This window comes from Bartonella sp. CL71SXKL, from assembly GCF_042194935.1.
In the GTDB taxonomy this organism is placed as follows: domain Bacteria; phylum Pseudomonadota; class Alphaproteobacteria; order Rhizobiales; family Rhizobiaceae; genus Bartonella.
The window spans coordinates 87,757-113,274 of sequence record NZ_JBHINI010000003.1; the positions used below are offsets into that span (position 1 = coordinate 87,757).

A 25,518-nucleotide genomic window follows, 5' to 3' on the forward strand; every position below is an offset into this window, starting at 1 on the left:
TAAAAGGAGTTTTTTTAGGAAATACGCTCCCATGAAGCTACTTTCATGGAAGCGTTTATAGATATGGGAATACCCTTAATATTATGAGAGTTGCACAGAATGCACCCAGCCATTTTTATCTTCTATGTTCCCTTTTTGAATGCCAACCAATTGTGTACGAAGCTGCTTTGTGACTTCTCCAACTGTTTCATTTCCAATAATAAATTCTCCTCCTTTATATCTAAAACGACCAATTGATGTGACAACGGCAGCTGTACCACAAGCAAAGGCTTCTTTAAGGTGTCCACTCTTTGCATCTTCTTGAAGCGCTGCAAAAGAATAAGGACGCTCTTCTATTTTTAATCCCATTTGTTTTGCCAACTCTAAGAGTGAATGACGTGTTATTCCTGGAAGGATAGTTCCATTAAGTGGGGGGGTTACAAGTGTATTATTGTCCATAATAAAGCAGACATTCATACCACCAAGTTCTTCAATCCATTTATGTTCAATCATATCAAGAAAGAGTACTTGGCTACAATTGTTTTCAGTTGCACTTTTTTGTGCAAGTAAGCTTGCTGCATAGTTTCCACCACATTTGGCAGCCCCTGTTCCTCTTGGACCGGCACGACTATAATCTGTTTCAATCCAGACGCTGACAGATTTTTCTTCTCCTTTGAAATAGGATTCAACTGGAGAGGCTATGATACAAAAAAGATATTCTTGAGAAGGGCGGACTCCCAAAAAGTTTTCATTGCCAAACATAAATGGACGGATATAGAGGCTAGCGTTGGGCTGATCAGAAACCCATTTTTGATCAATCTTTACTAATTGATGAACGGCATCCAGAAAAATATCTTTTGGCAATTCTGGCATAGCTAAACGCCTCGCTGATTCTATAAAGCGTTGTGCATTGGCATCAGGACGGAAGAGCAAGATGCGCCCATCTTTTGCACGATATGCTTTTAAACCCTCAAAAATTTCCTGTCCGTAATGTAAAACGGTACTTGCAGGGTTAATTTCTAAAGCTTTGTATTGAGAGATGATAGCATTGTGCCAGCCTTTGTCTTCAGTCCATTGAATAGCACACATGTGGTCTGTAAAAAATTGACCAAAACCGGGACTTTTTAAAATTTCTTCATATTTTTCTTCTGACAGAGGAGATGGGTGTTTTTCTATTTTAAAGGGAAGCGATGATATGGGAGATTTCATAAAAAACCTTTTGAGTATGTTTCATTTTTATTAATAAAAATAATGAAATATTTTGATTATAACTCTATTATTAACAAAACCTTTGTGTCAATGTTTTATTATAGAATACAAAGGGGTTTATTATATAATTCAAAGGCTAGGGTAGGGTAGATATTTTAATTCTATCCTCGCCTCTTTTTCTCAACTTTATGAAGTAAGCTGGAACTTTTGTCTATAATTATCGTTTTCTCATAATAAGTATCTGAATAATTTCATATATGCATATTTTCTAGAAATTTAAAGGTAAGGGAATTGAGAAAAGGAATCCACTATGATTGATAAAAATTATCACACATATGAAGAACGTATGGCCGCAGAAAGAAAAGGTCGTGAACAACGTGTTTCAATCGCTAAGGGTATTTTTGCTATTCTTCTTGCGATGGTTATTATTTGGTTTATTTTTGGTTTTTTAGGATCTTTTTTTGCAAAATCTCCTGAACATAGTTCGCGTTATAATACTCCAGAAACAAGCCAAAGTGTAACAACGCCCAAAAAAGATTTAAATTCTCTTCCTCCTGTACCTTATACCTATAAGGGTACGGAGTGATTTTTACCTATAAGGGTACGGAGTGATTTTTTCATAAATATAATCTTTTAGATAGGGCGAAAATCGACGTAGATTAAGGAATAAAGTCAGCACAAAGACATAAAAAGATTGGAACGATTTTAATTTCTGAAGTTTTTGATAAGTAATTAAATGGTATGAAAATAAATCATGCAACGGTTTTAACAACCGTTGCATGTTTGGTTTAGCGTGTGATGAAGCAGCTTCCACCAGAACTTTTAATGGATTCACAAAGGATTATGGCTTCATTACGGTCTTGCGCTTGAATCCGAACACGGTAATAAGTACCTTTTCCTGGTATAAAAGCGGATTGAATATTTAAAGAACGGGCGCCAATAAGGAATCCAAATTTAGATTTCATATTTTTTAAAGAATTTCTAGCGAGCTCATGCGTTGGTTGAGATGCAAGTTGTACGTAATAACTTTCTGAATTTTGTGCTGCAACTCTGTTTGGTGATGTGGAGCGAGACGCGGCTGGTGTTTCAACTTGTGTATTTCTTTCTGCATGAGAAGGAATAGGGATAAATTTTTCTTCAATATTTGAGCTAGAATTATTTTCTGCAATTATTTTATCAATATTATTTTTGAGATCATGATCTCTTTCTTGGTCGTTTATATCAGAATCATGCGACGAAACAAGGGACGAATCTTGAAGTTCATTAGAAACTTGATCAATGCTTTCTTCAGATTGAGCAGCAGTTTTGCTGTTTGTTTGATGCGCGGGGGCTAGTGTAACTGTACCATCTTGATTGACAATAACAGTTTGTACTTCTCGCATTGGAATAGTATGGTTTATAGCTTCTGTGACTGCATCTTCAACATCAGATTCATTTAAAGACGATGAGGAAACGTTTGAAGATTCTTCAGGGTTTAATTCTTTTAAATTTTCAGGTTGTTCAGAGTTATCAATAAGAAATTGTTGTGTATTTTCTTGTTTCTCATTTTGTTCAGTTGTTTGTTTATAGATATCTAAATTATGTGCAACATCATTTTTCGTTTCAGTTGTTTCTGGTTTGAATTTAAAAGGCGTATTATCAGCGTGGATAATGACCGTTTCTTCATTTTTTTGTGATGGCATAAAAAAGTGAGAATAACCTGCAAACCCAATTCCTATTAAAATAAGTATAAAAAAACCTTTAATGAAAGTTTTACCAAAAATAAAACTTTTTAAGGGAGGAGGAGCTGATGGATGCGTGGGAACCTCATCTGAGCTTGTGTATGATGAATTCTCGCTAAAAGAGGGAAAATTATATTCCATATTGGCAGAAGAAGAATAGTCGGAATTTTGTTCTTTAGAGTTTATATAAACACCTTCTTTTGAATTTTGCATAGACTGATGAAAAACTTCACTAAAAACTTCATTCTTCTGTTGTTTTTGAGAAAAATTATCTGTTGGAACATTTCCTACATTGAGTACATCAGCAAATTCTTCTTCTAAACCACCATTAGTTGGCACATCATATTCTGGCGCTTCATACGGGACTTCTGGAACCATAATAGGACCAGTTTTTTCTACGATTTCCTCTGAAAATTTATAAGTATCAACATTGGGAGGGGGAGTATCTCTGTGCGTATAGTTATGGGCAAAAAAGCCATCCGTTTGTTTTGTATTTAAAGAGGGTGATGAGGAAAGAAACTCATCTAAATTATTTTCATTATATGAAATTTCTCTATTTGGGTTAGAGGCACCTTCGGCATTATTGATGTATTGGGCTCGAGCCTCATCATATATCGGAACTTTTTCGCTATAAGTTTCTTGTTGTGAGGGGGGGGCTTCAAAAAAATGGGGATAATTGGTTGTATGATCTTCTTGTGAAGCCCCCTTTAAATAAGATTGTCTATCAACTGGTGGAGAATCTAAAGGTGAGGAGAAGGTACTTGTTGTTTGATTTCTTGCAGTGTTTTGTCTTTCTGACACAAGATTAGAAGATGAGAAAAACTCATTTTCCTCTGTAGAAGAGGAGGCATCAGGATAATCTTTTTTAATCCAATTTTCTTGATCAGCTGAAATTTTATAGGGATGGTTTATAGGAGTGTCATAGAGGTTTGGATTGTCATCATAAGTTTTTTGTATATTCGTAGTCTCAGGTTGTTGTGAATTTATTTGTGAAAAACGATTGGTTTGTTCAACATCTTCTGGCATCTCTCTCTTATTTTCGTGCCTTTCAGATTTATCAAAAAAGAAATTTTCTGATTCTGATTGTGACATAAGATTACTTTTTTCAAGAAAAGGATCAGCACTGGTTGCTGTTGTTTTCTGTTGATGTGATTGATTCTTTGGGATTGGTAATGGAGAAAGCTCATCTAAAATTTGTTCTTCATCATGACTGCTAGGTGAAGAATATTTCTCTTCAGATAAATTATTTTGTTTTGAATGGTTGAAAGAAGCAGCTTGTGCAATATTTGAGGCTGTTGCGTTGCTGGTTGCATACAAGTCCCATTGTTTTTTTTGATCATCAAACGGTAAGTCATGTGCTAAATTATTTTCAAGTTCCTCTTCTAGAAAGGACAAATCAAAATCATCATCATGGGATGATATTTCGGGGTGAGATGTTGATCGATCTGTTTTTAAAGAAGATTGCTCATTTTGGTTTCCGCTTTGTTTGTGCGGATTAAAAATGCGCGTAAGCCTTTCTAAAGGATCATGGTGTTCATGATCGTGTTTTGTTTCGTGTAGATTTTTGCGATCGTTATCGCTCATAGCTTTTCTCACATGGTGGTTTGCACTTACGTGCAATCAATGGTTGATTTTGATTTGTTATATTAAAATTATAAATTTTCCCCCTCTCATGCAATGATACATGAAAAAGTTTATCAATAGAGTACCTATTGTATGTATTTATAGAACTTTTTCAACGCATTTCTATGGGTGCTTCGACTCCTATGATGGTAAGCCCTGATGATAAAATATTGATAACAGCTTGTATCAATCCTAATCTTGCAAAGGATAACTCTTTATCATCAGGTTGAATAAAGCGTAAATTGAGATTTTCACTCCCTTTATTCCAGTGTGTGTGAAAGCTGGAGGCAAGGTCATAAAGATAAAATGCTAATCGATGCGGTTCCTTATGAACTACGGCCTGTTCAATGATACGTGGATATTCAGAAAGTTTGCGTATTAACAATATTTCATGGTCATCTGTTAATCGATGAAGATGGGCAATCAATGTATCATTTGAAAAGCTTTTAATATGAAGCGCTTCTTGTGCTTGACGAAAGACTGAGTGACAACGTGCACTTGCATATTGTACGTAAAAGATGGGGTTATCTTTTGATTGTTCTGTTACTTTTGCAAAATCAAAATCAAGAGGTGCTTCACACTTACGGTATAGCATCATAAAACGCACAGGATCACGTCCAACCTCTTCGACAACATCCCGTAGAGTGACAAAAGATCCTGCTCTTTTTGACATGCGTACAGGATGACCGTTGCGAAAAAGTTTTACCAATTGACACAAGAAGACACTTAATTTAGCCTTATCCCCAGAAATTGCTTTTGCCATTGCCTCTAGCCGCTTTACATAGCCAGCATGGTCTGCGCCTAGAATATAAATCATTTCATCAAAATGACGATTAAATTTATCCCGAAAATAAGCAACATCAGCAGCAAAATAAGTGTAAGAACCGTCAGATTTGACTAAAACACGGTCTTGGTCATCACCGACATTTGTTGAACGGAACAAAGTTTGTTCGCTTGGTTCCCAGTCTTCTGTATTTTGTCCCTTGGGAGGGGGGAGTTTTCCTTTGTAGATATAACCATTTAAAGTGAGGTCGTTGATGGTGTTACGAATGGCGCGTGCATTATCAGCATAAAGCATTCGCTCAGAGAAAAAGATATCATGATAAATATTAAGAGCAGCCAAATCTTCGCGAATCATGGACATCATTGCATGAATTGCACGTTCTTTCACAAGAGATAAGGCTTCATCTTTATCCATCGTGAGGAGTTGGTCACCAAACTCTTGAGCAAGCGATTGACCCAATGGGATCAAGTATTCTCCAGGATAGAGCCCTTCTGGAATTTCATTAATTTTTTGCCCAAGAGCCTCACGATAGCGCAATAGTACAGAATGGGCGAGGACTTCGATTTGTTGACCAGCATCATTGATATAATATTCTTTTGTAATGTTATAGCCCGTAAATTGCAGCAAATTGGAGAGAACATCCCCAACAACCGCTCCGCGGCAGTGTCCTACATGCATTGGTCCTGTCGGATTTGCTGAGACATATTCAACATTGATGCGTTTTCCTTGTCCCATTGGAATACGACCATAAGAAGTGCCTAATTCAAGCATGGATTTTATAGCATCTTGCCAAAATAATTTTGTAAGCTTTATGTTTATAAAACCAGGACCGGCAACATCTATATTTTCGATAGAGGGATCATTTTTAAGAAGTTCTATGATTTTATCTGCAAGTGCACGTGGATTGATTCCAATAGATTTTGCAAGCACCATAGCAGCATTGGTTGATAAATGACCATGGGAGGAATCACGTGGAGGATCAACAGTGATTTTTGATAAATCTAGATCTTCTCCATTTTTTCCTTTTAGATCAGATAATTCAATTGATCTCTTAATTTTTTTTTCGAAGTTTTTAAAGATATTCATATTTAGCTTCCATGATGATGCCAAAGCCATTAAACGAAATTATCTGTATGGTCAAATAAACGGTGATATTCACGTAGAGCGTAGTGATCTGTCATGCCTGAAAGAAAGTCAGCAATCAAACGTGCTAACTCTTGATTTTTTAAGTGCACTGTTTTGCTCTGCCAACTTTCAGGCATTGTATTTGGATTTTCATAATAACAATTGAATAATTTTTGTACAATGCATTTTGCTGCATTGCGACGACTAAGAACTTGTTCATGATAGTAAAGATTTTTAAATAAAAAGTTTTTTAGTTCTTTTTCATAAACGGTCATTGTTGGTGAAAAGGTGACAATAGTTTGTTTTGCTTGGTGAATATCGTTTATGCTTGTTGGTTTGATGCGTGCTAAATTTTTTTGTGACTGTTTGATAACATCTTCAACCATGGTTGTTATTTGTCTTCGTACAAGTGTGTAACCGCGACGCGTTTGGTCGAGATGGGGATGCTCATCTGTTATATCTTTTAATATTGCTGCTGTTAGTGAAACATGTTCAAATTGATCGAGTGTTAAAAATTGCGAACGTAGACCATCATCAATATCATGCGCATTGTATGCGATATCATCTGCAATAGCAGCACATTGCGCTTCTAGTCCTGCAAAACAATCGAGTGCAAGGTCTTGCTTTGCATTGTATTGTAAAATATCGATAGGAACCTCCTTATTCTTCGCGTGGGGACCTAAAAGGGGGCCATTGTGCTTTACAAGTCCTTCGAGGGTTTCCCATGTAAGGTTAAGTCCATCAAAATTTGCATAGCGCTGTTCTAGTTTTGTTACAATGCGTAATGCTTGTGCATTATGATCAAAGCCGCCATAATGTACCATGGCTTCATTAAGAGCATCTTCTCCAGCATGGCCAAAGGGTGTGTGTCCAAAGTCGTGAACAAGGGCAATGGCTTCGGCAAGGTCTTCATCAAGACACAGGGCACGGGCTAATGTTCTTGCAATTTGAGAAACCTCTATGGAATGGGTTAGGCGAGTACGGTAATGATCGCTTTCATCAGCAATAAACACTTGCGTTTTATGTTTAAGACGTCGAAATGCATTAGAATGGATAATACGATCTCTATCTCGTTGAAAAGGTGAGCGTGTGGTGCTCATCGTTTCATGGTATAACCGACCACGGCTTGTTTGTGGATGAGCACTGTACACTGCTCGAGATTGGTAATTGAAGTTGATATTGCCTATATCCATTGCAAGCTGCCCATTATCATCTTAAAATTGAGAGTGGTTTATGACAAATAAACTGATCTTTGAGTGTGGGATACTCTTTCTTGATGGTTTAATGCAAGGATATATAAAATGAATGTGAAAATTTCAGATGTTGCTGCTAAAAAAATTGCACAGATACTTTTGCGTGAACCCGATAAAATAGCATTACGTATTTCTGTTGAAGGTGGTGGGTGTTCTGGTTTTTCTTATAAATATGACTTGGTTTCTGAAATGTGTGAAGATGACCTCGTTCTCAAAAAAGACGGGGCAGTTGTGTTTATTGATTTACTATCACTTCCTTTCATGGAAGGAGCTGAGATTGATTTTGTTGATGATCTTATAGGGCAGTCTTTTCAAATCCACAATCCCAATGCTGTTTCATCATGTGGTTGTGGTGTAAGTTTCTCAATTTAAAATGATGGCTGTGTGATATTGTTTCTTGAAAAAAAGATCATGTTGGTCAACAATGCAAAAATGGGTATTCTTATAAAAATAGTGCACCGATGTATATGGTTGTGCGTGGTGCTTGCTTTATTGACTTGGAGCCACTGTGCTTTTTCTGAAGCAGGAGAAGGGCAAGATCAGCAGCAGGGACAATCAAGGAGTTTTATTGTAAAGACTCAAGAGCAGGAAAACGAAAATTTAGCATCTCAAACACAACTCATTTTGAATGCTCGATTAACAAATAGTCATCCGGATATTGAAAAAGGGCTTGTCTGGCGGGTTTATGCCCCTATTCTAGGGATTGATAATAAATTACCATTAGTGGCAACCTATAAGGGGGGAAGTGCACGTTTTGATCTCGAACCAGGAAGTTATCTTGTTCATGTCTCATTTGGTCATATGAGTGCTGTGCGCCATATTCGTTTAGAAAATGGGCAGAGTCTTGTAAAAAACTTTAATCTTGAGGCTGGTGGTGTCATTTTAAATGCAACACTGCTCAATGGCGTAATGAATGAAAAGGAACTCCGTTTTACCATTTATGAGGATGAAAAAGAAAATGATGATACGGGAGTGATTATATCAAATGTTAAACCCCAATCAGTTGTGCGTTTAAAAGCTGGCCGCTACCATGTTGCTTCCCATTATGGTTCCATTAATGCGACGGCTCGTTCGGATATTCAAGTGGATGCTGGTAAAATAACAGAAGTTACTCTTGAACATCAGGCCGCTCAGATTGTCTTAAAACTGGTACGGCAAGAAGGAGGGGAAGCGCTTGCAGATACAAGTTGGTCTCTTGCCAATGATTCTGGTGATATCGTTTATGAAACAGTTGGTGCGTATGTTTCACTCGTGTTAGCGGAGGGAGAGTATATTGCAATTGCTAAAAATAAAGATAAAATCTATCAGAAAGTTTTTTCAGTCGTTTCTGGTCATGATGAAGATATAAGTGTGGTGGCGAATGAACAAAATATGCAACAAATTGATGAAGATGTGGATTGATTGTTGTTCATGGGGGTAAGCTATGATGAAAGACGGGGTATGAATTTTGATTGAAATTTCAACAGTTGGTGTGTTTTTTGCTGGGGCACTCTCTTTTTTGTCACCATGCGTTTTGCCATTAGTTCCTCCTTATTTGTGCTATATGGCAGGGGTTGGTATTGATGATTTTCGTTCAGAAAAGCCTGATGAGAAAGTCTTTATACGCTGGGCTTTACTGTCTTCTGTTATTGCTTTTGTTCTTGGGTTTACGACTGTTTTTGTTGCTTTAGGTGCCAGTGCTAGCACAATTGGGAAATTCATCGGTTATTATCGTGATTGGTTTGCTCTTGCTGCTGGAATTGTCATTATTATTTTTGGTTTAAATTTTTTGGGGATTTTCAAAATCGCTTTTTTATTTCGTGAAGCGCGTTTTCAGACCAAAAAAACACCTGCTGGTCCTTTAGGCGCGTATATTATCGGTTTAGCTTTTGCTTTTGGTTGGACACCGTGTATTGGCCCTATTTTAGGTCCTATTATAACGCTTGCTGGAACAAAAGAAACTGTGGGAGAGGGAGCTGTTCTCTTAGCGGTTTATGCATTAGGTCTTGCTATTCCTTTTATGTTAGCAGCTTTATTTTCGAGCAGTTTTATGCGATTTTTAGGAGCTTTTCGTATTCATTTAGGAAAAGTTGAAAAAATTATTGGTGTTTTTCTTATTCTTACAGGGATTTTGTTTTTAACAGGTTCTATGCAGGATCTTTCATTTTGGCTTTTAGAACATTATCCTTCGTTGGGTTATATTGAAGATATTCGTTGGCACAATATTATGAATTTTTTTGGATTTTCTCGTTAGTCTTATGTGTTTTTATGGTTAGAAGTTGTCTTTCTATTGTTCTTGCCGCAGGTGAGGGGACGCGCATGAAATCGTCTCTGCCTAAGGTACTTCATAAAATTGCTGGATTGCCTCTTATATGCCATGTTCTAAAACAAATAGAATTGGCAGGCTCTTCACAATTAGCAGTTGTTGTGGGATTTGGTGCTAAGGAGGTTACGCACGTTGTTCAGTCATTTGTAAAAGATGTAATGATTTTTGAACAAAAAGAGCGTTTAGGAACAGCTCATGCTGTTTTGTCTGCTCGTTCAGCTTTGCAAAAGGAAGTGGATGATGTTCTCATTGTTTTTGGGGATACTCCTCTCATTCAGCAAGATTCATTGCACCAAATGCGTGCACAGCTTGCTGATGGAGCAGATGTTGTTTTTGCAGGTTTTCATACCAAAAATCCAACAGGTTATGGGCGTCTTCTCGAGAAAAATGGTCAATTAATTGCAATTGTAGAAGAAAAAGACGCTAGCGATGAAGAAAAAAAGATTTCTTTTTGTAACGGTGGAATACTCGCTATGCGTGGAAAACATGCACTTTCTCTTTTAGAGAAAGTTGGTAATAACAATGTGAAAAAAGAATATTACTTAACAGATATTGCTTCTCTTGCAACACGCAAAGGATTAGATGTGCGTGTTGTTGAAGTTCCTTTTGAAGATATTGTAGGAATTAACAATGGTCTTGAGCTTTCTGAGGCTGATTCTTTGTGGCAAAAACGTAAAGCGCGCGATTTAATGTTATCGGGTGTTACACTCTTAAAGCCAGAAACACTCTATTTTTCTTATGATACAGAAATTGAACCAGGAGTGGTGATAGAACCAAATGTTTATTTTGGGTTAAGCGTAAAAGTACAATCTGGTGCGGTTATTCATGCATTTAGTTATCTCGAAGGTGCTGTGGTTGGTAGAGATGCACAGATTGGTCCCTATGCACGTTTGCGTCCTGGAACAGAGTTGGCGAAGTCCGTAAAGATTGGAAATTTTTGTGAAGTCAAACAAGCTAAGGTAGGAGAATCTTCTAAAATCAATCATTTAAGTTATATTGGTGATGCTGAAATTGGTGCACATACCAATATTGGAGCCGGTACAATTACTTGCAATTATGATGGATTTAACAAATATAAAACCGTGATTGGTGATCATGCTTTTGTTGGGTCTAATACGGCACTTGTTTCCCCATTGATAATAGGGGATGGCTCTTATGTTGCTTCAGGAAGTGTTATTACTGAAAATATTCCTATGAACAGTATGGCTTTTGGGCGTGCACGACAGGTTATAAAAGAGGGCTATGCGACAAAATTTCGAGAGCGCTTGTTAGAAAACAAACAGAAAAAATGATTATTTTCAGCTTATTCTTTTGTTTCGTGTTAATCTAACGATGGATGGGAGGTTTATTCTTAAAGATTGCCGTACTCCATGTTTGAATTATTTTTATTATTTATAGTTTTAAATAAAGGCTGTTGGATTGTTTTATAAGATTTAAATCTTAAGATGTGGGTTGGAGCTTTTTAATGTGTGGAATTATTGGAATTCTTGGAAAGAGGTGTGTTTCGTCCTCTTTGGTTGAGGGGTTAAAACGTCTTGAATATAGAGGGTATGATTCATCTGGGGTGGCAACGGTCCATAATGGGCATCTTTATCGTGTACGTGCTGAGGGGAAGCTTGTTCATTTAGAAGAAAAATTAAAAAAAACACCTCTGGAGGGAAGTTTAGGGATTGGTCATACCCGTTGGGCTACGCATGGAATTGCTGTTGAACGCAATGCGCATCCCCATGTGACTGAAAAGCTTGCGATTGTTCATAATGGTATTATTGAAAATTTTGTAGAACTGCAAAAGGAACTCATAGAGGATGGTTGTATCTTTGAAACAGAGACGGATACGGAAGTTATTGCACATTTAATAACGCGTGCATTAAAAGATGGTCTTTCTCCGCAAGAAGCCATACGCACCAGTTGGAAAAGGCTGCAGGGGGCTTTTGCTATTGCTCTTATTTTCGAAGGTGAAGATAACCTTATGATTGCGGCTTGTTCTGGTCCACCTCTGGCAATTGGTTATGGAAAAGATGAATTTTTTGTGGGGTCAGATGCGATTGCTTTGGCACCATTCGTTGATTATATTAGCTATATGGAAGATGGGGATTGGGCTGTTCTCACACGGGAGGGTGTTACAATTTATGATGCTAATAATCAACCGGTAAAACGTCCTGTGACGACATTACTTGAAGGGGCTTTATTGATTTCTAAGGGTAATCATCGTCATTTTATGCACAAGGAAATGTTTGAACAACCTGAAGTGATTTCTCATAATTTGGCGCATTATCTTGATCTTGGAAATTATGTCGTTCGACCCCTTGAGAATTTGATTGATTGGAAAAATATTCATCGTCTCCTTTTTGCGAGTTGTGGAACGGCTTATTATTCAACCCTAGTTGCGCGCTATTGGTTTGAGAAATTTGCCGCTTTAAGTGTTGATAATGATGTTGCTTCGGAGTTTCGTTATCGTGAACCTCCTATAACGTCTGATGTGTTATCGCTGTTTGTTTCTCAATCTGGTGAGACAGCTGATACATTGGCTTCTTTGCGTTATTGTCGTGAGCGGGGTGTAAAAACAGCAACAATTGTGAATGTAGAGCAATCAACAATGGCAAGGGAGGCTGATTTTATTTTCCCAACACTTGCCGGACCGGAAATAGGTGTTGCTTCAACAAAAGCTTTTACCTGTCAATTGGCAACGCTTGCTTCACTAGCACTTAGTGCTGCTAAACAACGTGGCTATCTTTCGGCTCAAATGGAAAAGAAACTGGTTCAACAGTTGGCAGAAGTTCCACGTATTTTAAATGAGGTCTTAAAACTAGAGAGAAAAATTGAATGTATTTGTCGTGATTTGGTAAATGCAAAAAGTGTTCTTTATCTAGGACGTGGAACTTCTTATCCGATTGCTTTGGAGGGAGCCCTTAAACTGAAAGAGCTTTCTTATATTCATGCTGAAGGTTATGCGGCAGGTGAATTAAAGCATGGACCAATTGCTCTGGTGGATGAGACAATACCCGTTATTGTTGTTGCACCTTATGATCGGTGGTTTGAAAAAACTTTTTCTAATATGCAAGAAGTGGTAGCGCGTAATGGTCGTATTATTTTAATAACCGATAAAAAAGGAGCAGAAGTAGCTTGTCTTAAGACTTTATCAACGATCACTTTGCCAGATGTTCCAGAGTTTATTTCTCCTATTATTTATGCACTCCCTGTTCAGTTAATCGCTTATCATACGGCTGTTTTATTAGGAACAGATGTTGATCAACCCCGTAATTTAGCAAAATCAGTCACGGTTGAATAAAAGTATATTTCTGAATCTTTTGGAGAATAATCAAGTGTAAGAAATTGATTTATAATGAAACTTATTTTTCATTTTTCTCTGTTGAACGAGAATACTGAAGAAAAGTTTTTTCTTTCTAAATCCTTTACGATAAAACGAAAAATATTTTCTTACCTATCAAAAAATAGATCAGTTATGTGAATATAATGGTAGAAAAAGACGCAATATTGCTTCTACTGTTTTAATGCAAGAATAATTCAGATTGAGAGAGAAGATAGTGCTGTTGATTTGTTATTCGTTCATGAAGCATAAAGATGCTAAGAGACTGCGTAGATCATTTATGGGTAATTCTAAGAGAGAAAACCATATTTGAACAGAGAGGTATTTAAGTTTTTTATTAGAGGGTCTTTGTTATCCTGCTCGTAAGAGGCGTGCAGCATCGTTGTGTCCGAAAAGATAAAGGAGCAACCGTAAAGCTTGTCCTTGCTCAGAAGAAAGATGAGGATCGCGTTGTAAAAATAAACGAGCATATTTTCTTGCCATTGACAAAAGATCGCTATGAACTGCAAGGTTTGCTATATGAAATTCAGGGACTCCGGATTGTTTTGTACCTAAAAGTTCTCCTTCGCCTCGTAGGCGCCAATCTTCTTCAGCAATTTCAAAACCATCTTCTGTATTGCGGATAATATTAAGGCGTGTTGCTGCTGTTTTAGTCAGTGGATCTTTATAGAGCAAAATGCAGGAAGATTTTTTATCGCCTCGTCCTACACGTCCACGTAATTGGTGCAATTGTGAAAGGCCAAAATGTTCCGCGTGTTCGATGATAATGATCGAAGCATCTGGAATATCTACTCCCACTTCAATGACGGTGGTTGCAACTAAAATACGTGTATTTCCACATTTAAAAGATGCCATAGCGGCTTCTTTTTCTGCTGTAGACATTTTTCCATGGATCATACCAACGTGTGCTCCAAAGCGCTCATGGAGAAATGCAAAGCGGTTTTCAATTGAAGTGAGATCAAGAGCTGTCGATTCTTCTACTAAAGGACAAATCCAATAGAGCTTTTCTCCTTTTTCTAATGCAATTGCGATTCTCTCTATAAGCTCATGAAGACGTTTCAAAGAAAGCGTTGCTGTTGTAATGGGTTGTCGTCCCATTGGTTTTTCGGTAATTTTAGAGACATCCATATCACCAAAAGCTGTTAAGACGAGTGTGCGCGGAATGGGTGTGGCGGTCATAACCAGCATATCAGCTTTATTGCCTTTTTCTGTAAGAGCGATACGTTGATGGACACCAAAACGGTGTTGTTCATCGATAATGGTTAAAGCGAGATTATTATAAGTAACGCTGTTTTGTATGAGAGCATGGGTTCCGATGACAATAGAAACTTGACCTGACAGAATATCATTCACGATATTTGTCCTCAACTTTCCTTTTTCTCGTCCTGTTAAAAGGGTTGTTTGTAATCCGACCTTTTCGGCAAGAGGAGCGATGGTGGCAAAATGTTGCCTGGCAAGCACTTCGGTTGGTGCCATTAAAGCTGATTGTCCTGAATTTTCAGCAATTTGTGCCATTGCCATCAATGCAACAACAGTTTTTCCTGCGCCTACATCACCTTGAAGTAGTCTTAGCATCGGTTCTGGTGAAGCAAGATCATTTGCGATATCTTCTACTGCTTTTTTTTGTCCGGTTGTGAGTTGAAAGGGGAGGATATTGAGCAATTTTTTAGTATAAATTCCTGTTGATGGTCGAGAAGTGCCAACAAGAGATTTAGTTTTCAAACGCACGAGTCCTAGTGCCAATTGACAAGCGAGCAATTCATCATAGGCAAGACGTTTGCGTGCTGTACTTTCTAAGGATAGATCGTCGGGGTTAATGGGCGCATGGATACGGCGTAAAGCAACAGAAAAAGAAGGAAAATTTTGCTGCTTTTTCACATTTTCATCTATCCATTCTGGGAGGAGTGGAATAAAATCAAGAGCGTTTTGTATGGCACGTCTTAGTGTCTTTGCAGTTAGTCCTGCAGTAGAGGGATAGACAGGTTCGATGAGAGGTATCTGATTTGATTGTTCGCTCGGGGCAATATAGTCTGGATGCGCCATTGAAAGCTGTCCATTAAACCATTCAACTTTTCCTGATATAATGACTTTTTTTCCTTCGGGGAGTTGTTTTTTTAGCCAAAGAGGTTGAGCATGAAAAAAGACTAAATTTATTTTTCCTGTGTGATCATGGGCAATAACTCGATAGGGAATTCGGTTGTGACCACGGGGTGGTGATTGATGTTGATCGATGATAATTTCGAGCGTAACAGTATCTCCTTCTGTTGCACAAGCAATGCTGGGACGCATTCTGCGGTCTATAACGGAATGGGGCATTAATTGAAGAAGGTCAATAAGGGTTGCTTCTCGTTGTGTAGGATTAACATCTAAGAGTTTGGTCAATAAACCATAGACTTTAGGTGTAATACCAGAAAGAGTTCGAATAGAATTAAAAAGAGGGGTAAGAAGACTTGGAGGCATGAGCAAACTTAACCTGCCCTTTTTGTTTTTTCTAGACTTTTAGAAGAGCTTTTTGGGGATAACGTCATAAAGAGGAGGTTGCTTTATTTACACATTGAACTTTAGGAAGAAAAATACAATTAAAGGGTCAAAAATTAAAGTGCTTAGATGAGGTATATTGTTTTTCTTTTTATTTTAGGTGTTTATTTGCTGTGAATAGAAGCATTTTCTTGATAGAACTCTCTTATAAATATTAATAAAATTGGGATATTTCTCCTATGTATGATGATGAATTTATAGCTTTAAAGTTATGATAAACAGAAGTTTTTTCTTTTATAAGGGGTGCTGTTTAGCATTGATTTTGTAGTGGGAAATTGTGAGAGTGGTAAAAAATAAAATGCAAGAGAACAAAAATTCTCTTCCTCGCTTTATTCATTTGAGAGTGCATTCAGCTTATTCCTTGCTCGAGGGGGCTTTAAAAATCCCCCAAATTATTCAACAGGCGATTTCAGATCATGCACCAGCGGTTGCTATTACCGATACCAATAATTTATTTGGTGCTTTGGAATTTTCACAGCATTGTCTTTCTCATGGGGTCCAACCTATTATTGGTTGTCAGCTTACTGTTGACTTTCGTGATGAAAATGATCATTCACGTTTGGCTAAATGGCGTAATTCTTCTGATTTCTGCTCTATTGTTCTTTTGGCTGCTAGCAAAACTGGTTATGCTCATTTGGTTCGTCTTGTTAGCCGTGCTTATCTTGATAAATGTGATACTGATCCTCCTCATATTAAAGCTGATTGGTTGTCAGAACACAGTGAAGGAATAATCGCTTTAACGGGAGGAAAGGGAGGACCTATTAATCTTTCTTTGGCAGAAGAGAAAAAAGAACATGCTGTTGAGCGCTTAATTTATTTGAAAAAATCTTTTGCTGATCGTCTTTATGTGGAGTTACAACGGCATGGCTCTTATGATCAGAGAGTAGAAGCTGATCTTATTGAATTGGCTTATGCGCATGAAATTCCTCTTGTTGCAACAAATGAAGCTTTTTTTCTGAAAAGAGAAGGATATGAAGCCCATGATGCGCTGATGGCTGTTTCAGAAGGACAAATCGTCTCTAATCCAGATCGCAAACGTGTGACGCCAGATCATTATTTGAAGTCACAAGATGAAATGGTTACACTGTTTTCTGATCTTCCAGAAGCTTTGGAAAATAGTGTTGAAATTGCATTGCGTTGTCATATTGCCACGCCTCTTCGAAAACCGATATTGCCTCGTTTTATAGAACAATCTGCTAATTCAGAAACTACTTTAGAAATAGAAGATAGTGAGTTGTTAAATCAGGCTAAAGCTGGTTTGAAGATGCGGCTTGAAACAATAGGGTTGGCTGAAGGGTATACGATTGCAGATTATGAACAGCGGCTTGATTATGAAATTTCAGTTATTACGCGTATGCAATTTTCTGGATATTTTCTTATCGTTTCAGATTTCATAAAATGGGCAAAGGTTCATGATATTCCCGTTGGACCAGGACGGGGTTCTGGTGCTGGTTCACTTGTTGCTTATGCATTGACGATTACTGATGTTGATCCCTTACGGTTTTCTCTTCTCTTTGAACGTTTTCTCAACCCAGATCGTGTTTCGATGCCAGATTTTGATATCGACTTTTGTCAAGAGCGGCGCGAAGAAGTTATTCAATATGTTCAAAAAAAATATGGACGTGATCAAGTTGCTCAAATTATTACCTTTGGTAAGTTACAGGCGCGTGCAGTTTTGCGTGATGTGGGGCGTGTTTTAGAAGTTCCTTATCGTCAGGTGGATTATCTTACAAAATTAATTCCTGCCACGCCAGGAAGTCAGGTAGAATTGGCTGATGCTATTAAGGATGAACCTAAATTTGAAGAGGAAAAGAAAAAAGATCCCGTTGTTGGCCGCGCATTAGATATAGCACTTCAGTTGGAGGGACTTTATCGTCATGCTTCAACTCATGCTGCTGGGATTGTTATCGGAGATCGTCCACTTTGGGAGCTTGTCCCGATGTATCGTGATCCTCGTTCTGATATGCCTGTTACACAATTTAACATGAAATATGTGGAACAGGCGGGGCTGGTAAAATTTGATTTTCTTGGATTAAAAACGCTTACTGTTTTGAAAATGGCAGTCGATTTTGTTGCCAGAAAGGGGATTAAAATAGATTTATCAAATATTCCTCTGAATGATGAAGCAACCTACGCTATGATGGCACGTGGTGAAACGGTTGGTGTGTTTCAGGTGGAAAGTTCTGGTATGCGCAAGGCGTTGATTGGAATGAAGCCAGACCGTATTGAAGATATTATTGCGCTGGTCGCACTTTATCGTCCAGGTCCAATGGAGAATATTCCAACCTATAATGCACGCAAACATGGGGAAGAGGAAATTGCTTCTATTCATCCTAAAATAGATCATCTGATCAAAGAAACACAAGGTGTGATTGTTTATCAAGAACAGGTGATGCAGATTGCTCAGGTTCTTGCTGGTTATTCGCTTGGAGAAGCTGATTTATTACGTCGTGCTATGGGGAAAAAAATTCATGCTGAAATGCAAAAACAGCGTACGCGTTTTGTCAATGGAGCTGTTGCAGGTGGCGTGGATAAAGATCAAGCTGATATTATCTTTGATCTTTTAGCAAAATTTGCCGATTATGGTTTTAATAAATCGCACGCTGCTGCTTATGCAATTGTTTCTTACCAAACGGCTTATATGAAAGCAAACTATCCCGTTGAGTTTTTAGCTGCTTCAATGACATATGATATGACGAATACAGATAAGCTCAATGATTTTCGGCGTGAAGCATTAAGGTTGGGTATTGAAGTTATTGCACCTTCTATACAAACATCTCATCGTGTTTTTGAGGTTGGTGATAACTGTATTTATTATTCTCTTGCTGCCATTAAAGGTGTGGGAGAAACTGTTGTAGATCATATTGTTTCTTGTCGTGGGAATAAGATTTTTAAGGATTTGGAAGATTTTTGTGCGCGTGTTGATCCTCGTATTGTTAATAAGCGTGCGATGGAAAGTTTAGTTTGTGCTGGTGCTTTTGATTGTTTTAACATTGCACGTGAGGTTTTATTAGCCAATCTTGGAACCCTTCATGCGCGTGCACTTCGTATTCTCGATGACAATTCTAGCGGGCAGGTTGATATATTTGGAATGGCAGGCGGATTAAAAGAACCATTGATTTTATCGCAAACAACCCCTTGGTTGCCGGCTGAGAAACTTTATCGAGAATTTCAAGCTATAGGTTTTTACTTTTCTGCGCATCCTTTGGAGGAGTATCAAGCTATTCTAAACAAAAAACGCATTCAGACTTGGGGTAATTTTGCCAATGCCGTTAAAGGGGGAGCAACGGCTGCACGGCTTGCTGGAACTGTTGTGGCAAAAAACGTGCGCAAAACAAAATCTGGTAAAAAAATGGGAATTATTCATTTTTCTGATACAAGTGGACAATATGAAGCAGTTCTCTTTTCTGAGGCACTCTCGGATTATGAAGAGATGCTAGAACCCGGAAAATCTTTTATTATTACGGTGAGCGCAGAAAATCGTTCTGAAGGAGTTAGTTTGCGAATTGAAACAATTCAGTCTTTGGAAAATGAATCATTACAACAGCATAAAATGATGCGTCTCTTTATAAAAACAGTTGATATGCTTCCACAAATTGAACAAAACTTAAATCTTGGGGGGAATGGAGAGGTGGGGCTTATTTTAATTCAAGAGGATGGATTGCGAGAAGTCGAAATTGCGCTTCCTAAGCGATATAAGGTAAATTCACATGTCGCAAATGCTATGAAATTAATTCAGGGTGTTGTTGATGTAGAATTGAGTTAAAGAAAGATTAAAGATGGGAGCTGATTTTGAGTGGTGTTTTTGCTTTTAGGAGAGCTAAAAATTGAGCTTTTAAAATCGGATTGTAGGTTTCGAAAAATATTGCTTTTATTTGAGTGAATTATGATATTTTTTTAGTGTCATAAAATTAAAAAAAATCTCGTTCTTTCGTAATATTTAAAGTGTCGGAAGGATTTTATAAGTTTTTATCATTATTTTTTATAGAATTCATCGCATCATACATATAAAGCCAATTGAGATCTGACATAATGCTCTCTGGTGTACGAATTTTCATCATGAGATTGCGTGCAATTGCTATGGGACCGGTTGCATGATAGGCTAATCTATTGAAATCTCCGCGTTTTTTTACTGCTGCAATACGGGGTGTGCGTGTTGTTTCGTAAAGCGAAAGTGCTTTCGTTAATGAAAAATCTTTCAATGAAAGTGCTTTTGCTAATGTGGCAGCATCTTCGATTGCCATAGCGGCACCCTGTGCTGCAAAAGGTAAGGTAGCATGTGCGCAATCGCCAACAAATACTTGTCTCTCTAAACCGATAAAACGATTTTGTTTCATTTGAAAGAGTGGCCAATAACTCCATTCATCAATATGATCGAAAATTTGTAAGATTTTTGAATTCCAATCTTTAAAAAGAGATTTGAGTTTTTCTTTATTTCCTTTATGGGCCCATCCTTCTTTTAAATTTTCTCCATGCGTAATGGCGACAAAATTAAAAATTTTTTCTGATGATTGAATGGGGTAGACAACAAGATGATTTTTTGGTCCCATCCAAGCCGTAATTGTCTTCATATTTTGCAATGAAGAACGAAAGTTTTGAGGAAGGTTATCAAATGTTGTTGTTGCACGCCAAGCAATAAAGCCACTAAAATTTGCTTTTTCATGAAAAGGAGATTGTTGCCGTAATGTTGACCAAACGCCATCACATCCGATCAGGAGGGGCGTTGAATGAAGCTGTTCTGTTGCCGTATCTGTTTTTATTGTCGTGATTTTAATGTTGGTTGCAGATTGGGTAGAAGATACAATCGTTTCGCCTGCTTTGTATTTGATCAAAGGATTTTCAATCACTGCATTATATAAAATTTTTTGTAAAGCCGCGCGGTGAATCGTCATATAAGGGGCTTTCCAATATTTTTCTGTTAGATTAATAAGATGAGCCCGTAGATGTATTTTTAAAGATAATCCATCTTTTAACTCAAGAAAATATGGGATTGTCGCGACTTCAGAGAGTTTGTTAAGAAGTTTCCAGCGAGCAAGAATAGATGTTGCATTTGGTGTCAGTTGAATACCAGCGCCTATCGTTTCAAGTTGCTTACACTTTTCTATAATGGTGCTTGCAATTCCTTTATGAGCGAGTGCTAAAGCAGTGCTTAAACCAGCAATTCCTCCTCCAACGATGATGGGTGATTGTTCCACAAATGATTTCATATTAAACAAGCAGAATGAAAAGAGGGGTTATTAAGAAAGCCAAAAAACGCAATTATAATAGCTTTTCTGGATTATATAAGCATCCTGTTGGGTTTGTTTGATCGTATGATAGCGAGGGAACATAACGATAAAGGGTTGAGCAGTAAGGGCAAATTTTCTCATCTGCTGTTCCCATATCGATAAAGATATGAGGATGATCGAATGGTTGTGTAGCGCCTACACACATAAATTCTTTCACACCAATTTCGATTGTTTTATATCCAAGGTCATTTTGGAAATGAGGAATATTGTGATCAGCCATGGCATACAAACTCCAGAATAAATTTTCTCATCAGCTATGATTGGGCTCTTCTATTTTATAGGCGTGAGTTTGTAATAAAGCGTATAATAATGCAAGATGCTTTTTAAGACAAATTTCTCTTCTTTTATGCTATATTAGAATAGTTGTCTTAGCTTTTAGTGCTTTGCGCATAGCAATAATTCCAAGTATTTTTAAATATTAAATGGAAAAATGATGAGGGAAGTTAAGCATTGATATATTATTATGATGATAACATATTATCAAATGTTATGTGAGATATTTCGTCAAGGATTTTAGAAAATATAAAAGAAAATTATTTAGGATATATGGAACAGAGGGTGGTAAATAAAATTTCTATATCGAATATAACAATGAAAAATCCGGTACGGTTTATTAATCGAGAGTTTTCATGGCTACAATTTAATAATCGTGTTTTGATGGAAGCGGCTAATTCGAAACATCCTTTATTAGAACGTCTACAATTTCTTTCTATTTCAGCTGCAAATCTTGATGAGTTTTTTATGGTTCGTGTTGCAGGACTGGCAGCTCAAATTCGTGCTCGCGTTACAGCGTGCAGTGCAGATGGGCACACTCCACAGGAACAACTTGATATTGTATTAGCTGAGATTTTAAAGCTGCAGGCTCACCAACTACGAGAATTGAATGTTTTACGTGATGAATTAAAAAAGAATGATATTGAAATTATTTGTTCTGATGATCTTTCAGAAATTGAAAAATTATGGCTTGAAAAATATTTTCTTGAGACAATTTTTCCTGTTTTAAAACCTTTGCCTGTTGATTCTACTCATCCTTTTCCATTTATTCCTAATTTAGGGCTTTCTATTGCGCTTCAATTGTCTGGAGAAACTGATCAGAACTCACACACAGTGTTGTTGTCTATTTCAATGCTTTTAAGGCGTTTTATTCTTCTTCCTCAAGAAGGCAATCATTTTCGTTTTATTGCATCTGAAGATGTTATTTGCCTTTTTATTAAACATGTATTTCCTAACTATGAGGTTAAAGGAATTGGTACATTTAGAGTAATCCGAGATAGCGATATTGAAGTAGAAGAAGAAGCTGAGGATCTTGTTCACTTTTTTGAAATTGCTCTTAAAAGGCGGCGCCGTGGGCAGGTTATTCGAGTTGAGTTTGACGCAAAAATGCCAGAGAGTTTACGTCAATTTATAGCGAATAGTCTCGCTGTTCCTGATAATTGTATTAATATTCTTGATGGATTTTTAGCGCTTAATACGGTATCAGAAATTGTTTCTATTCCTCGTGATGATCTCAAATTTATTCCTTATATTTCTCGTGTTCCAGAATGTATTCGTAAACATAAAGGGGATTGTTTTGCGGCTATTCGTGAAAATGATATTGTGATTCATCACCCCTATGAGACATTTGATGTTGTTGTCCAATTTTTACGTCAAGCTGCTTGCGATCCTGATGTTGTGGAAATCAAACAAACACTTTATCGTACATCAAATGATAGTCCAATTGTTGGCGCTTTGATTGAAGCAGCTGAACAGGGAAAGTCTGTGACTGCTTTGGTAGAACTTAAAGCACGTTTTGATGAGGAAGCAAATATTCGTTGGGCCCGAGATCTTGAATGTGCTGGGGTTCAAGTTATTTTTGGTTTTATTGCATTAAAAACGCATGCTAAGATGTCATTGGTTGTGAGACGTGAGGGAAAACGTCTTTGCTCTTATGTTCATCTTGGGACAGGAAATTATCATCCCATTAACGCTAAAACTTATACCGATCTTTCTTTTTTTTCCACAGATGATGATATCGCTCATGATGTTGCGTTATTGTTCAATTATATTGCGCAATATGAGCGTCCAAATGAAACAATGAAGATTGCTTTTTCACCCTTAACATTGCGTGGTCGTATTTTAGAGCATATTGAGGAAGAAATTGTTTACGCACAACAGGGAAGGTTTGCTGCTATTTGGATGAAAGTTAATGCATTGGTAGATCCTGAAATTATTGATGCTTTATATCGTGCTAGTCAAGCAGGGGTGCAAATTGATTTGGTTGTGCGGGGGATATGTTGTTTACGTCCTGGTATTCTAGGAATTTCGGATAATATTCGTGTAAAATCAATTGTCGGGCGTTTTCTTGAACATAGTCGCATTTTTTGTTTTGGGAATGGTCAAGATTTGCCTAATGAAAATGCAATCGTTTACTTAGGCTCTGCTGATATGATGCCTCGTAATCTGGACTATCGTATTGAAATATTGGTTCCAGTTTTTAATAAAATAGTCCGTCAAAAAATTCTTTTACAGATTATGTTAGCTAATATCATTGATAATCAACAAAGCTTTGATATACTTAAGGATGGAACATCAAAACGTATTACACCGCAGATAGGTGAAAGTCTATTTAATGCGCAGGAGTATTTTATGGCCAATACAAGTTTTGCGGGGGAAAATGAGTCTTTTGAGTCTTCTGTTTCGCGCTTGGTTGCGTTGCATCGGCAACAAGCCGAAATACATAAAGACTGAAATCCAATGACATATAGAGATGCTCAAGGTCGGTTAAAAGGGTGTAAGCCTGTTGCTGTTATTGACATTGGCTCAAATTCTGTTCGGTTGGTTATTTATGAGGGGCTTGTTCGATCACCAACAGTTTTGTTTAATGAAAAGATTCTTTGTGGTCTCGGTCATGGTGTGGCAAAAACGGGATTTTTAGAAGAAAAATCGATGAAAATGGCGTTGCAAACACTGAAACGGTTTCGTACGCTTTGTCGACAGATTGGGGCAGATGAGGTCTATACTTTAGCAACAGCAGCAGCACGAGATGCACAGAATGGCGTAGCATTTATTCAGCATGCTGAAGATATTTTGCAAAATAAAATATATCTTCTTTCAGGAAGTGAAGAAGCTATGTATTCAGCATATGGAGTTGTGTCTACTTTTTATCAACCAAAAGGTATTTCTGGGGATCTTGGTGGTGGAAGTCTTGAGCTGATTGATATTGATCATTCTGATGTTGGTGAAGGGATAACTCTTCCATTGGGTGGTTTAAGGCTACAGTATATGTCAAATAATGATAGTGCTGTAGCTACAAAAATTGTACATGAGCAATTTTATAAATCGTCTGTTGTTCGTACTCGTAAAGGTATAGCACGTTATTTTTATGCAGTAGGGGGGACATGGCGTAATTTGGCAAAACTCCATATGGCAATGAAACACTATCGGCTCCCTGTTATGCATGGCTATGAAGTTGATGCCGTTGAAATGGAGAACTTTTTACGTCTTGTAGCACGTGGCAATATTGATAATATGAGAGGGATTGCAGCGGTTTCTCAGAATCGTCGAAAACTTTTATCTTATGGGGCAATAGTTCTTATTGAACTCATTCAGTGTATGGAGTTTGAAAAGATAATCTTTTCTGGTGCTGGCGTTCGTGAAGGTTTTCTTTATTCACGTTTGCCGCAGGCGATTCGGCTTTCAGATCCTCTCATTGCAGCATGCACAGAAATGGCTATTTTACGGGCACGTTCACCAAAACAAGCAGAAGAACTCATTGATTTTACGACGAATGCTTTTGAAGTTTTTGGAATTTCAGAAACTGAAAATGAATGCCGTTATCGTCAAGCCGCTTGTCTTCTTGCAGATATTGGTTGGCGTATACATCCAGATTATCGAGGCAATGAAGCAGCAAATCAAATAGCTTTAGGATCTTATCCAGGAATTTCTCATGAAGGGCGCCTTTATGCAGCGCTTGCTGTTTTTTTTCGCAATACGAGTTTATTGGTTGATAAAGAATCTCTTCCCATTTTTCAATTAGCAACTCAAAATATAATTGAAAAAGCACGTATTCTTGGCGAAACTATGCGTATTGCTCATCTTTTTAGTGCTTCTGTTGCAGGAATTTTACCTCATTTATTGTGGCATAAAAAAGCAGATCATATTATCCTGCAGATCCCAAAGAATTACGCTGGGTTATTAGGAGAACGTCCTCTTGGACGATTACAGAAGTTATCAAAAATAATAAAACAACCTCTCGCTTTTGAAATTTTTTGATTTTTTTCTAATTTATTCGTGTTTTATGTCTTATAATAGGGCCATTGACAAGGGATAAACTAGGCAATCTATCATCACGAGCTGGACAATAGGACTTGTTCCATAACGCCCAAG

At 37.5% G+C, this 25,518-nt stretch carries 16 protein-coding genes; 9 read left to right on the top strand and 7 right to left on the bottom strand.

What is annotated here, in order from left to right; all coding sequences use genetic code 11:
* Nucleotides 1-81: 81 nt before the first annotated feature.
* Entirely contained in the window at nucleotides 82-1,188 is a 1,107-nt protein-coding gene (locus ACFILA_RS02520; RefSeq protein WP_375660589.1) for a branched-chain amino acid aminotransferase, read from the bottom strand.
* A 310-nt stretch (nucleotides 1,189-1,498) separates the two neighbouring features.
* Here ACFILA_RS02520 and ACFILA_RS02525 point away from each other — a divergent pair, with 310 nt between their 5' ends.
* Nucleotides 1,499-1,774: a hypothetical protein gene (locus ACFILA_RS02525; protein WP_273791201.1), complete on the top strand. Its 276-nt coding sequence runs from the start codon at nucleotides 1,499-1,501 to the stop codon at nucleotides 1,772-1,774.
* Between the two features lie 202 nt (nucleotides 1,775-1,976).
* On the opposite strand, the gene ACFILA_RS02530 is transcribed toward ACFILA_RS02525, so the two are convergent.
* The 3 genes from ACFILA_RS02530 to ACFILA_RS02540 all read right to left on the bottom strand — a co-directional run bounded on the left by ACFILA_RS02530 (nucleotide 1,977) and on the right by ACFILA_RS02540 (nucleotide 7,634).
* Entirely contained in the window at nucleotides 1,977-4,493 is a 2,517-nt protein-coding gene (locus ACFILA_RS02530; RefSeq protein WP_375660590.1) for an SPOR domain-containing protein, read from the bottom strand.
* Nucleotides 4,494-4,644: 151 nt separating this feature from the next.
* On the bottom strand, nucleotides 4,645-6,402 hold the full coding sequence (gene argS, locus ACFILA_RS02535; RefSeq protein ID WP_273791199.1) for an arginine--tRNA ligase: 1,758 nt from the start codon (nucleotides 6,400-6,402) through the stop codon (nucleotides 4,645-4,647).
* A gap of 29 nt (nucleotides 6,403-6,431) precedes the next feature.
* Nucleotides 6,432-7,634: a deoxyguanosinetriphosphate triphosphohydrolase gene (locus tag ACFILA_RS02540; protein ID WP_273791198.1), complete on the bottom strand. Its 1,203-nt coding sequence runs from the start codon at nucleotides 7,632-7,634 to the stop codon at nucleotides 6,432-6,434.
* Between the two features lie 108 nt (nucleotides 7,635-7,742).
* On the opposite strand from ACFILA_RS02540, the gene ACFILA_RS02545 reads away from it, so the two are divergent.
* The 5 genes from ACFILA_RS02545 (at nucleotide 7,743) to glmS (ending at nucleotide 13,288) form a co-directional block, all read left to right on the top strand.
* Nucleotides 7,743-8,066, top strand: a complete 324-nt coding sequence (locus tag ACFILA_RS02545; protein ID WP_375660591.1) for a HesB/IscA family protein — start codon at nucleotides 7,743-7,745, stop codon at nucleotides 8,064-8,066.
* Between the two features lie 39 nt (nucleotides 8,067-8,105).
* Nucleotides 8,106-9,095, top strand: coding sequence for a carboxypeptidase regulatory-like domain-containing protein (locus ACFILA_RS02550; RefSeq protein WP_375631277.1), 990 nt, complete (start codon nucleotides 8,106-8,108; stop codon nucleotides 9,093-9,095).
* Between the two features lie 43 nt (nucleotides 9,096-9,138).
* Nucleotides 9,139-9,927 carry a cytochrome c biogenesis CcdA family protein gene (locus ACFILA_RS02555; protein ID WP_375660616.1) on the top strand — a complete coding sequence of 263 codons (789 nt, stop codon included), beginning with the start codon at nucleotides 9,139-9,141 and terminating at the stop codon, nucleotides 9,925-9,927.
* Between the two features lie 14 nt (nucleotides 9,928-9,941).
* Nucleotides 9,942-11,291, top strand: coding sequence for a bifunctional UDP-N-acetylglucosamine diphosphorylase/glucosamine-1-phosphate N-acetyltransferase GlmU (gene glmU / locus ACFILA_RS02560; RefSeq protein ID WP_375657879.1), 1,350 nt, complete (start codon nucleotides 9,942-9,944; stop codon nucleotides 11,289-11,291).
* Between the two features lie 173 nt (nucleotides 11,292-11,464).
* Complete coding sequence (glmS, locus tag ACFILA_RS02565) at nucleotides 11,465-13,288, top strand: glutamine--fructose-6-phosphate transaminase (isomerizing) (protein ID WP_375660592.1); 1,824 nt, start codon at nucleotides 11,465-11,467, stop codon at nucleotides 13,286-13,288.
* 390 nt (nucleotides 13,289-13,678) lie between these two features.
* Here the strand turns inward: glmS and recG are convergent, their stop codons facing one another.
* A complete protein-coding gene (recG, locus tag ACFILA_RS02570) occupies nucleotides 13,679-15,787 on the bottom strand; it encodes an ATP-dependent DNA helicase RecG (protein ID WP_375660593.1) in 2,109 nt (702 codons plus the stop codon).
* A 376-nt stretch (nucleotides 15,788-16,163) separates the two neighbouring features.
* On the opposite strand from recG, the gene dnaE reads away from it, so the two are divergent.
* On the top strand, nucleotides 16,164-19,631 hold the full coding sequence (gene dnaE / locus ACFILA_RS02575) for a DNA polymerase III subunit alpha (protein ID WP_375660594.1): 3,468 nt from the start codon (nucleotides 16,164-16,166) through the stop codon (nucleotides 19,629-19,631).
* 193 nt (nucleotides 19,632-19,824) lie between these two features.
* On the opposite strand, the gene ACFILA_RS02580 is transcribed toward dnaE, so the two are convergent.
* Both ACFILA_RS02580 and ACFILA_RS02585 read right to left on the bottom strand, forming a co-directional pair.
* The gene (locus ACFILA_RS02580; protein ID WP_375660595.1) at nucleotides 19,825-21,072 is read right to left on the bottom strand and encodes an FAD-binding protein; all 1,248 of its coding nucleotides are present in this window, start codon (nucleotides 21,070-21,072) and stop codon (nucleotides 19,825-19,827) included.
* Between the two features lie 52 nt (nucleotides 21,073-21,124).
* Entirely contained in the window at nucleotides 21,125-21,373 is a 249-nt protein-coding gene (locus ACFILA_RS02585; RefSeq protein WP_273791191.1) for a zinc-finger domain-containing protein, read from the bottom strand.
* A gap of 326 nt (nucleotides 21,374-21,699) precedes the next feature.
* On the opposite strand from ACFILA_RS02585, the gene ACFILA_RS02590 reads away from it, so the two are divergent.
* Both ACFILA_RS02590 and ppx read left to right on the top strand, forming a co-directional pair.
* The gene (locus ACFILA_RS02590; protein WP_375660596.1) at nucleotides 21,700-23,880 is read left to right on the top strand and encodes an RNA degradosome polyphosphate kinase; all 2,181 of its coding nucleotides are present in this window, start codon (nucleotides 21,700-21,702) and stop codon (nucleotides 23,878-23,880) included.
* A gap of 6 nt (nucleotides 23,881-23,886) precedes the next feature.
* The gene (ppx, locus tag ACFILA_RS02595) at nucleotides 23,887-25,404 is read left to right on the top strand and encodes an exopolyphosphatase (RefSeq protein WP_273791189.1); all 1,518 of its coding nucleotides are present in this window, start codon (nucleotides 23,887-23,889) and stop codon (nucleotides 25,402-25,404) included.
* Nucleotides 25,405-25,518: the final 114 nt, after the last annotated feature.

Bases quoted from the DNA above. Each gene is read 5' to 3' on its own strand.
- ACFILA_RS02550 (WP_375631277.1), top strand. From the start codon at position 8,106: ATGTTGGTCAACAATGCAAAAATGGGTATTCTTATAAAAATAGTGCAC.
- ACFILA_RS02520 (WP_375660589.1), bottom strand. From the start codon at position 1,188: ATGAAATCTCCCATATCATCGCTTCCCTTTAAAATAGAAAAACACCCA.
- ACFILA_RS02525 (WP_273791201.1), top strand. From the start codon at position 1,499: ATGATTGATAAAAATTATCACACATATGAAGAACGTATGGCCGCAGAA.
- ppx (WP_273791189.1), top strand. From the start codon at position 23,887: ATGACATATAGAGATGCTCAAGGTCGGTTAAAAGGGTGTAAGCCTGTT.
- ACFILA_RS02540 (WP_273791198.1), bottom strand. From the start codon at position 7,634: ATGGATATAGGCAATATCAACTTCAATTACCAATCTCGAGCAGTGTAC.
- glmU (WP_375657879.1), top strand. From the start codon at position 9,942: ATGGTTAGAAGTTGTCTTTCTATTGTTCTTGCCGCAGGTGAGGGGACG.
- dnaE (WP_375660594.1), top strand. From the start codon at position 16,164: ATGCAAGAGAACAAAAATTCTCTTCCTCGCTTTATTCATTTGAGAGTG.
- glmS (WP_375660592.1), top strand. From the start codon at position 11,465: ATGTGTGGAATTATTGGAATTCTTGGAAAGAGGTGTGTTTCGTCCTCT.
- recG (WP_375660593.1), bottom strand. From the start codon at position 15,787: ATGCCTCCAAGTCTTCTTACCCCTCTTTTTAATTCTATTCGAACTCTT.
- argS (WP_273791199.1), bottom strand. From the start codon at position 6,402: ATGAATATCTTTAAAAACTTCGAAAAAAAAATTAAGAGATCAATTGAA.
- ACFILA_RS02585 (WP_273791191.1), bottom strand. From the start codon at position 21,373: ATGGCTGATCACAATATTCCTCATTTCCAAAATGACCTTGGATATAAA.
- ACFILA_RS02590 (WP_375660596.1), top strand. From the start codon at position 21,700: ATGGAACAGAGGGTGGTAAATAAAATTTCTATATCGAATATAACAATG.
- ACFILA_RS02580 (WP_375660595.1), bottom strand. From the start codon at position 21,072: ATGAAATCATTTGTGGAACAATCACCCATCATCGTTGGAGGAGGAATT.
- ACFILA_RS02545 (WP_375660591.1), top strand. From the start codon at position 7,743: ATGAATGTGAAAATTTCAGATGTTGCTGCTAAAAAAATTGCACAGATA.
- ACFILA_RS02530 (WP_375660590.1), bottom strand. From the start codon at position 4,493: ATGAGCGATAACGATCGCAAAAATCTACACGAAACAAAACACGATCAT.